Annotated in this window: 12 protein-coding genes and 1 pseudogene; 11 read left to right on the top strand and 2 right to left on the bottom strand. The window is 62.5% G+C overall.

The genetic code is table 11. The features are described 5' to 3' along the window. The first annotated feature begins 10 nt into the window (after positions 1-10). From MFF34_RS24905 to MFF34_RS24880, 6 genes are all read left to right on the top strand, one after another. Entirely contained in the window at positions 11-1,300 is a 1,290-nt protein-coding gene (locus MFF34_RS24905; RefSeq protein WP_238217100.1) for an FAD-binding oxidoreductase, read from the top strand. Beyond that, positions 1,293-1,844 carry a helix-turn-helix domain-containing protein gene (locus tag MFF34_RS24900; RefSeq protein ID WP_027592747.1) on the top strand — a complete coding sequence of 184 codons (552 nt, stop codon included), beginning with the start codon at positions 1,293-1,295 and terminating at the stop codon, positions 1,842-1,844. Before MFF34_RS24905 ends, MFF34_RS24900 begins: the two co-directional genes overlap by 8 nt. A 15-nt stretch (positions 1,845-1,859) precedes the next feature. Continuing rightward, the gene (locus MFF34_RS24895; RefSeq protein ID WP_238217320.1) at positions 1,860-3,206 is read left to right on the top strand and encodes a glutamine synthetase family protein; all 1,347 of its coding nucleotides are present in this window, start codon (positions 1,860-1,862) and stop codon (positions 3,204-3,206) included. 188 nt (positions 3,207-3,394) lie between these two features. Beyond that, the gene (locus MFF34_RS24890; RefSeq protein ID WP_238217098.1) at positions 3,395-4,225 is read left to right on the top strand and encodes an alpha/beta fold hydrolase; all 831 of its coding nucleotides are present in this window, start codon (positions 3,395-3,397) and stop codon (positions 4,223-4,225) included. Between the two features lie 222 nt (positions 4,226-4,447). Continuing rightward, the gene (locus tag MFF34_RS24885) at positions 4,448-5,368 is read left to right on the top strand and encodes an RHS repeat-associated core domain-containing protein (protein ID WP_238217096.1); all 921 of its coding nucleotides are present in this window, start codon (positions 4,448-4,450) and stop codon (positions 5,366-5,368) included. Positions 5,369-5,532: 164 nt separating this feature from the next. Beyond that, positions 5,533-6,312: a TSUP family transporter gene (locus MFF34_RS24880; RefSeq protein WP_027592751.1), complete on the top strand. Its 780-nt coding sequence runs from the start codon at positions 5,533-5,535 to the stop codon at positions 6,310-6,312. Here MFF34_RS24880 and nudC read toward each other — a convergent pair. Together nudC and MFF34_RS24870 are read right to left on the bottom strand one after the other, a co-directional pair. Next, positions 6,280-7,110, bottom strand: coding sequence for an NAD(+) diphosphatase (gene nudC, locus MFF34_RS24875; RefSeq protein ID WP_238217094.1), 831 nt, complete (start codon positions 7,108-7,110; stop codon positions 6,280-6,282). The two genes, MFF34_RS24880 and nudC, sit on opposite strands and share 33 nt — an antisense overlap. 34 nt (positions 7,111-7,144) lie before the next feature. Next, positions 7,145-7,957, bottom strand: coding sequence for a crotonase/enoyl-CoA hydratase family protein (locus MFF34_RS24870; RefSeq protein WP_099428805.1), 813 nt, complete (start codon positions 7,955-7,957; stop codon positions 7,145-7,147). Positions 7,958-8,107: 150 nt separating this feature from the next. Between MFF34_RS24870 and nhaB the strand changes: the two genes are divergently transcribed. From nhaB to MFF34_RS24845, 5 genes and pseudogenes are all read left to right on the top strand, one after another. Beyond that, on the top strand, positions 8,108-9,610 hold the full coding sequence (nhaB, locus tag MFF34_RS24865) for a sodium/proton antiporter NhaB (RefSeq protein WP_186681223.1): 1,503 nt from the start codon (positions 8,108-8,110) through the stop codon (positions 9,608-9,610). 92 nt (positions 9,611-9,702) lie between these two features. Then, positions 9,703-10,254, top strand: coding sequence for a lipocalin family protein (locus tag MFF34_RS24860; protein WP_099428804.1), 552 nt, complete (start codon positions 9,703-9,705; stop codon positions 10,252-10,254). Between the two features lie 82 nt (positions 10,255-10,336). After that, positions 10,337-10,636 (top strand): annotated as a pseudogene (locus tag MFF34_RS28400) (NIPSNAP family protein); the annotation flags it as partial. Next, a complete protein-coding gene (locus tag MFF34_RS28395) occupies positions 10,631-11,077 on the top strand; it encodes an NUDIX hydrolase (protein WP_238217318.1) in 447 nt (148 codons plus the stop codon). The pseudogene MFF34_RS28400 and the gene MFF34_RS28395, both read left to right, overlap by 6 nt. A 17-nt stretch (positions 11,078-11,094) precedes the next feature. Further along, entirely contained in the window at positions 11,095-12,054 is a 960-nt protein-coding gene (locus MFF34_RS24845) for an MBL fold metallo-hydrolase (protein ID WP_238217092.1), read from the top strand. Positions 12,055-12,113: the final 59 nt, after the last annotated feature.

Raw genomic sequence — 12,113 nt, 5'->3', positions numbered from 1 at the left:
AGGCACCAGCATGTTCAAGCAATCCGCGCAACACATCGCCAGCTATTACGCCCAGACCTACCCCACCCGCATTCCCCTGCGCCCCACCCTGCAAGGCCGCCACGACACCGACATCCTCATTGTCGGCACAGGTTTCAGCGGCCTGCACACCGCCCTGAGACTGACCATGGCCGGCAAGCGTGTCACGCTGCTGGAAGCCAGCCGTGTGGCGTGGGCCGCTTCCGGGCGCAACGGCGGCCAGGCGTTGCTGGGCTGGTCGTGCGACATGCCACCGCTGGAGAAGGCCCTTGGCGTAGAACGCACCCGGCGCCTGTGGGACAGCATGTGCTGGGCCGCCGATGAAATGCGTGAGCTGCCACAGCGCCATGGTTTCGATATCGACTACCGGCTTGGCAGCTTGTGGACAGCCGTGCTGCCGCGCCGCGTAAAAATGCTTGAAGAAGCCCTGCACGACGCCGAAACCAAATGGGGCTATGACGCCCTGCGCCTGATAGGGCGCGACGAGCTGCCCCAGTGGATCGACAGCCCACGCTACCAAGCCGCGCTGTATGACGCCAAAGGCGCCCACCTCAACCCCCTCAAGCTCGCCCAAGGCCTTGCCAGCAATATCGAGGCAGCCGGTGGCCACATTTTCGAGCAGAGCCAGGTGCTCGGCTACCAGCAGACCGGCAACGGTTATGTGACCCGCACTGAGCATGGTGAGGTACACAGCCAAATCCTGGTACTGGCCTGCAACGCGTACATCGACCGCCTCGACCCGGCCCTGTCGCGCCGCTTGCTGCCCGTCGGCTCCTACCAAGTCGCCACCGCGCCCCTGGAAGCTAACGTCGCCAAGTCATTGTTGCCGCGCAACAGCTGCGTGATCGACAACCAGTTCGTACCCGACTATTTCCGCCTTACCCCCGATAACCGCCTACTGTTCGGCGGCGGCTGCACCTACCTGGGCGGCATCCCCAAGGATGTGGCCAGCGCCACCCGCCCCTACCTTGAACGGGTGTTCCCGCAGTTGGCCGGCGTGGCCATCGACTATGCCTGGGGCGGCCACATCGACTGCAGCATCCAGCGCACCCCCGATATCGGCCGGGACGGCGAGCGCTATTGGTTACAAGGCTTCTCGGGCCACGGCGTGCTGCCGACCCTGGCCGGGGCGCGGGCGGTCAGCGATGCGATCCTTGGCAACGATGACCTGCTGGCGCTGTACCAAGGTATCGATAACGGCCGCTTCCCAGGCGGCGACTTGATGGCCGCACCGCTGGAAGCCGCAGCCAAGGCTTGGTACAGGTTGCGCGACCATGTCTGATGAAGTCCAAACACTGGCGCTGCTGATTCGCGACCTGCGCAAGCACCGCGGGCTGACGCTCGACGAGCTGGCCGGCAAGGTCAAGCGCTCACTGGGGTTTCTGTCCCAGGTCGAGCGCGGATTGTCACGGCCGACCGTGGCCGACCTGACCGCCATCAGCGAAGCACTGCACGTGCCGACCACCTACTTCTACCAGGCCGGCCAACCCCGGCCGCTGGACTGGGTTACCCGACCGGGCGAGCGGCGCACCATTTACTACGCCGAAGGCATCAGCGACGTGCTGGTGTCGCCTACCTTGAATGGCGGCTTTTCCATGCTCGAAAGCCACTTGGCGCCCGGCGCCAGCAGTGGCGAGGGGCACCTGAACGACAGTTCCGAGCAAGGCGGTTTCGTCCTCGAAGGTGAGCTGACGCTGTGGCGCGATGGCCACGCCGAGGCCGTCACACTCCGGCGCAACGACAGTTTTCAGCTGCCGCCGCACAGCCAATTCCGCTACGCCAACCTGACCGACCAGACGACCCGGGTTCTCTGGGTCTTCCGATGAGAGCACAGCATGACCATCACAACAGGTTTTCCCGATCTGCTCAGTGAAGTACGCGCCTTCCGTGCCCGCTACCCCGAAGTACGCCATGTCGACCTGCTGAGCCTGGACATCCCCGGGCATTTCTACGGCAAGCGCTACCCCGTCGACATGCTGGAAAAGGTCGCCGCCGGCAGCCCGCTGAAACTACCGCAGAACTGCGTGTTGCTAGGGGTACAGGGCGGATTGTTCCCGATCGGTGACTACTGTTTCAGCGACGGCGACCCAGATGCCGTGCGGCGCCTGATCCCCGGCACCCTCAAACCAGTCACCTGGGAGCGCGAGCCACTGGGGCAGATGCTGATCAGCTCCGACGGCACCGCCGCCCCCATCGAGTTCGAGCCCCGGGAAGTGCTCGCCCGCGTACTGCAACGCCTGGCACGGCGTGGCATTCGCCCGGTGGTGGCGTTCGAGCTGGAGTTTTACCTGTTCGAGCGGGCACTGAAGGAAGGGCTGCCGCAGTTCCCCCGCGACCCGTTCAGCGATGACCCGGACGATCAACCCAACATGCACATCGAGCGCCTGTCGCGCTTCAGCGACGTGCTGCGCGACATGGTCGAAACGGCCAACGCGCAAGGGGTGGATGCCAACGTCATCACGGCCGAGCTGGGGCCGGGCCAGTTCGAGATCAATTTCGGCCACTGCGACGACGGCCTGCGCGCCGCCGACTGGGCTGCCCTGTTCTGCCGCAGCACCCGTGGCGTGGCGCTCAAGCACGGGCTGCGTGCTTCATTCATGAGCAAACCCTACCTGCACGCCCCTGGTAGCGGCATGCATGTACACGTCAGCCTGTACGACAACGACGGCAACAACCTGCTGGCTGCCGATGGGCAACGCCCGCTGCGCCATGCGGTGGCGGGCTGCCTGGCGGTCCTGCCGCACTGCATGCCGATCTTTGCAGCCAACCACAATGCGTTCCGTCGCTACGGCGCCATGGTCAACGCCGCCAGCCGTGCGAGCTGGGGCTATGAAGACCGCGATGCGTGCATACGCATTCCCGAGTCCGATGTTCGCAATTTGCGCATTGAGCACCGTCTGGCTGGCGCGGATGCCAACCCGTACCTGGTGCTGGCGGCGATCCTGTGCGGGATGGAGCATGGGCTGGATGCGGCGCAGGAGCCGATCACACCGCTGAACGAAGACCGCAGCAGCGGCATCGACTTTCCCAAGGACATGCTCAGCGCAGTCACCGCGATGCGCAGCCACCCCGCAGTGAATGAGGGGCTGGGGGAAGAATTCGTGATGGTGTATTGCGAGAACAAGCGGCAAGACCACCTGGCATTCATGCAAGAAGTCAGCGCCAGGGAGTACCGCTGGTTCCTGTAATGGCTTGATTGCCAGTGTCGACCCTTTCGCGGGGCAAGCCCGCTCCCACAGGTTTACGACCAGGTTAAAGACGGTCCATACCTGTGGGAGCGGGCTTGCCTCGCGAAGAGGCCAGTACTGACAACACAGAAATCTCTCCTATTCTCAATAGCTCACTTGGCAATCCCCTGCACAGAGGAGACGCGACCATGAGCTACGTAACCACGAAGGATGGCGTTCAGATCTTCTACAAAGACTGGGGCCCGCGCGACGCGCCGGTCATTCACTTCCACCATGGCTGGCCCCTCAGTGCCGATGACTGGGATGCCCAGTTGCTGTTCTTCCTGGCCCAGGGCTTTCGCGTAGTCGCCCACGACCGCCGCGGCCATGGGCGCTCCAGCCAGGTGTGGGATGGCCATGACATGGACCACTACGCCGATGACGTAGCCGCCGTGGTCGACCACCTGGGCATCCAGGGCGCGGTGCATGTCGGCCATTCCACGGGTGGCGGCGAAGTGGTGCGCTACATGGCACGCTACCCCGGCGACAAGGTGGCCAAGGCGGTACTGATTGCCGCAGTGCCACCGCTGATGGTGCAGACACCCGGCAACCCAGGCGGCCTGCCCAAGTCGGTCTTCGACGGCTTCCAGGCCCAGGTCGCGAGTAACCGGGCGCAGTTCTACCGCGACGTGCCCACGGGGCCTTTCTACGGTTACAACCGGCCCGGGGCCAAACCGTCGGAAGGCATCATCGGCAACTGGTGGCGCCAAGGCATGATCGGCAGTGCCAAGGCCCATTACGACGGCATCGTGGCGTTTTCGCAGACCGACTTCACCGAGGACCTCAAGCGCATCACCCAACCGGTGCTGGTCATGCACGGTGACGATGACCAGATCGTGCCTTACGAGAACGCGGGCCCGTTGTCGGCAAAGTTGCTGCCTAATGGCACGCTGAAGACCTACAAAGGGTATCCGCACGGCATGCCGACCACCCATGCCGATGTGATCAATGCGGATTTGCTGGCGTTTATACGGAGCTGATGTAACCCCCTGTAGCGGCCCTTTCGCGGGCAAGCCCACACACGACTTTCACTGCCTTCGAACCAGTGAAAACCTATGGGAGCGGGCTTGCCCGCGAAAGGGCTAACACTGTCGGCACACCTATCTTGCGCCTGTAGGCAACTGGCATTTCTACCAGTTGCGCGCGAGCCCACGTTGCCTGAGGGTAGCCTAATTAATTACGCTCCGCGCCGCAGGCTGACCATGTTTCAGAACAGACAGCAGCATTTATTCTACAAGAATGGTCAACTGGCTTCGCAAATTGCCAGTGATCATGCAGTGACGGTGCTTTCAGTTTCAAACACGCCCTTGGCCGAGCGACGCTCAGAGGGACGCTCGGACAGAACTTCATTATTGGCCGTGGACTTACAATCTTCGGTACTGAACCATTCCCGTCGCCACAGTACTCACGCGCTCGCGTATACGGCATACGGACACAGCAAGCCCCCCCACAGCACTGCCCCTCTTATGGGATTTACTGGGCAGCGCTACGATGACCTCACCAACTGCTATCTCCTTGGCAATGGTTACCGGGGATTTAACCCACAAATGATGCGGTTCCTCTCCCCTGACAGCTTCAGCCCATTCAAGAATCGAACACTCAATGCTTACGGCTATTGTGTGGGTGATCCTATCAACCGCCATGATCCTTCAGGACATATATGGGGAAAGATCAAAGATTCAATTGGGAGATTAGGAGCATCCACAACGGCGCCATCCAAGAAAACGAAGCCTGATTATCACGAAGACGCTACGACAGCACTGAAAACAAATGCTGAGCTAAAAGAAAAATATGGCTATATCCTTGAGCACCCTAATGCAGAGCCAAAGCACTTCAAGGCTATTGCCAAAATCCCCGAACTCGATAATCAATTCACAAAAGCCAACGACCACGCCACCAATCAAAGAAAGAAATTTGAACCCGAGGACTCTTTACCGCTAAATATTGACGACCGCAACAACACAAGCCACCTATCATTCGACGATCACCTTCGAGCAGAGGGCAATAGAGCCAAACGTACAAAATATGAATACAGGCTACACAATTTTATTTCTCGACATCCCCCCCAAACGAAGGACACCCCCCCCCCAAACGAAGAAAACTCAGCGGTACGAAAACCGTAGATAACAATAATCGAGTGCTATTACCAACCGATCGAAAGCAACGCACTTGGATTTTAAATGGCAGGCATAAAGTCAGAGACTGACAGCTGCGCGTACTAACCATTATCATGGCTACTCTCTAGCGGTCGTGTGCCGCAGCCTGCCCTCCAGCTTGAAAGCCTCCCATGCCCTTCGAACTCACCGTAGAACCCCTCACCCTACTCATCCTGGCCCTGGTCGCCTTCGTCGCCGGTTTCATCGACGCCATCGCCGGTGGCGGCGGCCTGCTCACCACCCCGGCCCTGCTCACCGCCGGCATGCCGCCACACCTGGTGCTGGGCACCAACAAGCTCAGCTCCACCTTCGGCTCGGCCACGGCCGGCTTCACTTACTACAAGCGCAAACTGTTCCACCCCGCGCAGTGGCGCCCGGCGTTGTTCGCCACCCTGGTAGGCGCCTCGCTAGGTGCAGTGATCGCCCACTACCTGCCCGCCGAATGGCTGAACAAGATGCTCCCAGTCGTGGTCTTCGCCTGCGGCGTCTACTTGCTGTTCGGCGGCACGCCCAAGGCGCCGCTGGATGCCGACGCACCGATCAAGAAGAAATGGCAGGTCCCCCAAGGCTTCACCCTGGGTTTCTACGATGGCGTGGCAGGCCCCGGCACTGGCGCGTTCTGGACCGTGAGCACCCTGCTGCTGTACCCGATCGACCTGGTGCGCGCCAGCGGTGTGGCGCGCAGCATGAACTTCGTCAGCAACATCGCAGCGCTGACGGTGTTCATCATTTCCGGGCAGGTGGATTATGTCGTCGGCCTGTGCATGGGCCTGTCGGTGATGGTGGGTGCGTTCTTCGGCGCACGCACGGCGATCAGCGGCGGCAGCAAGTTCATCCGCCCGGTCTTCATCACCGTGGTGCTGGCGCTTACCGTGCGCCTAGCGTGGCAGCACTGGTTCGGGCAGGCCTAAGCGTTCAGCCACGTACAAATCGATCAGGTGACGGGCGATGGAGCGCCCAGCCGGCAGCGGCGGCAGGTCATGCACGCTGAACCACTGGGCATCCTCGATCTCGTCCGGCTGCATGACGATCTCGCCACCTGCGTACTCGGCATGGAACCCTAGCATCATCGAATGCGGGAACGGCCAACACTGGCTGCCGACGTAGCGGATGTTCTGCACCTCGACCGCCACCTCTTCACGCACTTCGCGCACCAGGCAATCCTCGGCCGACTCGCCGGGTTCTGCAAAACCCGCCAAGGTGCTGTAGACACCGGTGACGAAACGCGGCGAGCGGGCCAGCAGGATCTCGTCACCGCGGGTGACCAACACGATCATGCTCGGCGAAATGCGCGGGTAGCTGCGCAGGTCGCACGGCTGGCAGTACATCGCCCGCTCCCAGCGGATTTGCGTCATCGCCTGGCCACAGCTGCCGCAAAAACGGTGCTCGCGTGCCCAGGTACCGATCTGCGCGGCATAACCCAGCACCTTGTACAGGTCGAAGTCGCCTTCGAGCATGAACGCGCGCAGGCCGCGCCAGCTGCAACCCGGCAGGTCGGTGGCGCTGCGCAGCTCAAGCAGGAACACCGGCTCGCCATCGAAGTGACCGATACCATGCTCGCACAGCACGTCCAGGTCCTGGCGCTTGAGCCATTCGCGGGGGAACAGCGCGCCGTTGTCGTCCACCAGGAACCCTTCCGGGCTGCGGGCGACGGCCAAGCCCCCGGTGATCTGCGGGTCGAGTACTGCGGTAGTCCAGCGTGCTGACATGTCGGGGTTCCTTGCTGCGCGCCCCCCGACCCAGTCAGTCGGCGAACGTCGGTTTCTGTTTGCTCATGTGCGCCGCCACGGCCACGCGCAGGTCTTCGGACTGCAGCATCGCGGCGTTCCAGGTGGCGATGTATTCCAGGCCATCGTCAATGCGATGGTCACGCATGTAGCTGAGCATTTCCTTGGTGCCGGCCACGGCGATCGGCGATTTTGCGGCAATCTCACGGGCGATGGCAAAGACCCCGTCAAGCAGCGCGGCCTGATCATCATAGACCCGGTTGACCAGGCCGATGCGCAGCGCCTCATCGGCCTCGACGTTGCGCCCGGTGAATGCCAGCTCGCGCATGATGCCGTCGCCAATGATACGTGGCAAACGTTGCAGCGTGCCGACATCGGCGGCCATGCCCATGTCGATTTCCTTGATCGAGAACTGCGCATCCTGGCTGCAGTAGCGCATGTCGCACGCCGAGATGAGGTCGATGGCGCCCCCAATGCAGTAGCCCTGGACTGCCGCCAGCACCGGCTTGCGGCATTTGTCGACGGCATTGAACGACGCCTGCAGGCGCAGGATGGTGCTGCGCAGCAAGCGCGCATTACGGCCAACGTCCTTGCCCAACTGGCCGGCCAGCGAGGCCAGCATCATCAGGTCGATGCCGGCAGAGAAATGCTTGCCCGCACCGCTGATGACGACGGCGCGCACCGCATCGGTGTCGTCGACCCACTGGAAGATGTCGATGATCTCCTCCCAGAAGGCAGCATTCATCGCGTTGACTTTCTCGGGGCGGTTGATCTGGACGTGGGCGATGCTATCAGTCAGTTCAACCTTGAACGCGCTGTACTCGGTCACGGGCGGCACTCCTGCTGGGAAAGGGTCATGACGCAGGATGTTAACCCAGCCAGCAGGCCGCACTTGTGCCAAAAGCAGGACGGCAAATCTTGCCTAAGTCGGCACGATCCGGCACCGTGCGCCATCGCTGAATCATAAGGATACATATTCATGCCCCGCTCCCTGCCCGGCGCGCTCGCCCACAACTTCCTGGGCCAGTCACCGCTTTGGTACAAGGCTGTCATCGGCCTGTTCCTGGTGCTCAACCCTTTGCTGCTGCTGACTGCAGGCCCGGTCACAGCAGGCTGGGTGCTGGTGATCGAATTCATCTTCACCTTGGGCATGGCGCTGAAGTGCTACCCGTTGATGCCTGGCGGCTTGTTGCTGGTCGAAGCACTGCTGCTTGAGATGACCACCCCGCAGGCCTTGTACGAAGAGCTGCTGCACAACTTCCCGGTGATCCTGCTGTTGATGTTCATGGTCGCCGGCATTCACTTCATGAAGGAGCTGCTGCTGTTCCTGTTCTCGCGGATCTTGCTCGGTGTGCGCTCGAAGGCGGCCCTGTCGCTGCTGTTCTGCGTGCTGTCAGCGTTCCTCTCGGCCTTTCTCGATGCGCTGACAGTCACGGCGGTGATCATCAGCGCTGCAGTAGGCTTCTACGCGGTCTTTCACCGCGTTGCCTCGGGTGCAAACCCGCGTGAAGAAAGCGCGCTCGACAGCGACCAGCAGATCCCGCAACTGCACCGTGAAGACCTCGACCAGTTCCGCGCCTTCCTGCGCAGCCTGTTGATGCACGGCGCGGTCGGCACTGCGCTGGGAGGGGTGTGCACGTTGGTGGGCGAACCACAGAACCTGCTGATCGGCCATGAGATGGGCTGGCACTTCGCCGACTTCTTCCTCAAGGTCGCCCCGGTGTCGTTGCCGGTGCTCGGCGCCGGGCTGCTGACCTGCGTAGCGCTGGAAAAACTGCGCCTGTTCGGCTACGGCACACTGATGCCTGAACGCGTGCGCCAGGTGCTGGCTGCCTACGCCGCCGAAGATGACGCCGCCCGTACGCCGGCCCAGCGTGCCGCGCTGTGGGTGCAAGGCAGCGCCGCGCTGATCCTGATCATCTGCCTGGGCCTGCACATTGCCGAAGTGGGCCTGATCGGCCTGCTGGTGATCGTGTTGATCACTGCGTTCACCGGCATCACCGACGAACACCGCCTGGGCCGCGCCTTCCAGGATGCCATGCCATTCACCGCGCTGTTGGTGGTGTTCTTCGCCGTGGTCGCGGTGATCCATCAGCAGCAGTTGTTCAGCCCGCTGATTGCCTGGGTACTGGCACTGCCTGCCGAACAACAACCGGGCATGCTGTACCTGGCCAACGGTTTGCTGTCGGCGATCAGCGACAACGTGTTCGTCGCCACCATCTACATTACCGAGGTCAAGCAGGCCTTCATGAACGGCGGCATGAGCCGCGAGCATTTCGAGACGCTAGCGGTGGCAATCAATACCGGCACCAACCTGCCAAGCGTGGCGACGCCGAATGGGCAGGCGGCGTTCCTGTTCCTGCTGACCTCGGCGATTGCCCCACTGATCCGCCTGTCGTATGGGCGCATGGTGTGGATGGCGCTGCCCTATACCGTGGTCATGGGTGGCCTGGGCTGGTGGGCGGTGACTTACTGGCTGTAAAACCTGGCGGCGTGGGGATGTTCGATACAACTTTTCCCCCACGCCCGCATCGAAGCAAAGGTAAATCCCCATCCGCTTCAAGGAGGTTCGCTATGGCGATGCGCACGGCACTGATGCTTTCCTGCATGACCCTTGCCCTGGTCGGCTGCGCGGGTTCGAACGATGAACACCGCACGCCGCCGACCACCCAGCAGGTCGACCTGCAACGCTACCAGGGCACCTGGTATGAGCTGGCGCGCCTGCCGATGTTCTTCCAGCGCAACTGCGTGCAATCCGAAGCGCGTTACGGCCTGCGCGAGGACGGGCGCATCGACGTCAACAACCGCTGCAAGGAAAAGGACGGCCAGTGGAACGAGGCCAAGGGCATCGCCGAAGCCCAGCAACCGGGCAAGACTGACAAGCTCTGGGTGCAGTTCGACAACTGGTTCAGCCGGCTGGCACCGGGCCTGACCAAGGGTGAGTACTGGGTGCTTTATCACGACAAAGACTACCGCGTGGCCCTGGTCGGGCACCCCAACCGCGAGTACCTGTGGTTGCTCTCGCGCACGCCGGCAATCACCGACCAGGAACGCGAGCAACTGCTGTCGATTGCCCGCAAGCAAGGCTACGACACCAGCAAGCTGATCTGGCGCCAGGAAGGCTAGCCCGCTGCACGGCTGGCACGTCGACGACGCGGGGCAATCAGGCTAAGGTGTGCGCCCCGCCTCACCTCGAAGGAACGAGCCGTTGATCACCTGCCACGTCAAATACACCGTCGACCCTTACCAGCTGCCGGCCTTCGAGGCCTATTCGCGCCTGTGGATGCGCCTGGTCACGCGCATGGGCGGCAAGCACCATGGCTATTTCCTGCCTGCCGAAGGTGCCAACAACATCGCCTACTGCCTGTTCAGTTTTTCCAGCCTGGCCGCCTACGAGCAGTACCGCAAGCAGGCAGAGACTGACCCGGAATGCATCGCTGCAGTCGCCCTGGCCACTGAGCAACGGTTCATCCACAGCTATGAACGCAGCTTCCTCAAGCCGCTGCTCGAACCGCGCATTCGCTCGCTGGCGCTGTGCGTTTTCCATCACCAAGGGAAGATTCTGGTCAACGTCTTCGACGACCCGGTGACGCAGCAGACGCTGTGCCGCCCACTCGGGGGTGGCATCGAGTTTGGTGAGCGGGGCCGTGACGCCATCGCCCGGGAAATCGAAGAAGAACTGGGGCAGTCGATCAGCGATGTGCGGTTGCTCGGCACGTTGGAGAGCTTGTTCCACTATGCCGATACGCCGGGGCATGAGATTGTGCAGGTATTCGATGCACGCTTCGACGACGCCAGCCTTTACCAGCAGCCCTGGGTAGAAGGCCGCGAGTCCGACGGCAGCCCCTTCCGCGCCCGGTGGTGCGACAGCGCCGACTTCGACCGCATCGGCCCGCTTGTGCCGCAGGGCCTGCAAGCGTTGTTGCGCGACCTGTCGCTGCTGGGCTGAAGCAAAGGAGCCTGATCATGGACCTGCTGTTTCTAGGCACAAGCGCCGGGGTGCCGACCAAGGCACGCAACGTCAGTGCCACGGCCCTCATCGAGGCCAGCGGCAGCCACTGGTACCTGATCGATTGCGGCGAAGGCACGCAGCATCGGCTGCTGCAGACGCCGCTGTCGATACGCGACCTGCGCGGCATCTTCATCACCCATGTACACGGCGACCATTGCTTCGGCCTGCCCGGCCTGCTGGCCAGCGCTGGGATGAGCGGGCGTACCCAGCCGCTGGATATCATCCTGCCCGCCGCCCTGCATGACTGGGTGCGCCTGGGCTTGACCGCCAGCGACACTTACCTGCCTTTCGAGGTGCGCCTGCTCGCCGTTGAAAGCCTGACTGACTGGCGTAGCGAGACGCTGCAGGTCAGTACCGTGCAGCTGTCGCACCGGGTGCCGAGCGTGGGCTTCGTGTTCACCGAGCTCAACCCTGAACCGCGCCTGGACGTGCAGCGCCTGGATGCCGAAGGCATTCCACGCGGGCCGTTGTGGGGCGACCTGGCCAAAGGGCTGTCGGTCGAGCACGAGGGGCGGACCCTGCACGGCCAGGACTACCTGCGCGCATCGCGGCCGGCGCGACGGGTGATTGTGTGCGGTGACAACGACAACCCCGAGCTGTTGGCGGAGGCGGCCGAGGGCGCGGATGTGATGGTGCACGAAGCGACCTTTACCCAGGCGGTCGTCGAGCGCACGGGGGCTACCTTCGGCCACAGCACAGCAGCGCAAGTGGCACGGTTTGCCGAGGCGGCGGGTGTGCGCAACCTGGTGCTCACGCATTTCAGTGCACGCTACCAGGGCGATCCGCGGCGCAGCCCGTGCATCGACGATGTCCGTGTGGAGGCACTGGCGCATTACAGCGGGCATCTGACCTTGGCGCAGGACCTGCAGCGGTATCACATTGGGCGGGATGGGTGTCTTGTGGTGGTGGGGTAGATAGGGTTGCGGCTGATAGGTGCATGCCGTTAGGGCTGTGGCGCCTATGAGATCGAGCG

Origin of the sequence: Pseudomonas sp. PAGU 2196 (assembly GCF_022179005.1) — a bacterium.
Classification (GTDB): domain Bacteria; phylum Pseudomonadota; class Gammaproteobacteria; order Pseudomonadales; family Pseudomonadaceae; genus Aquipseudomonas; species Aquipseudomonas kermanshahensis.
The sequence above is the reverse complement of the archived record's forward strand: the minus strand, read 5'-3'. Positions and strand labels throughout refer to the sequence as shown.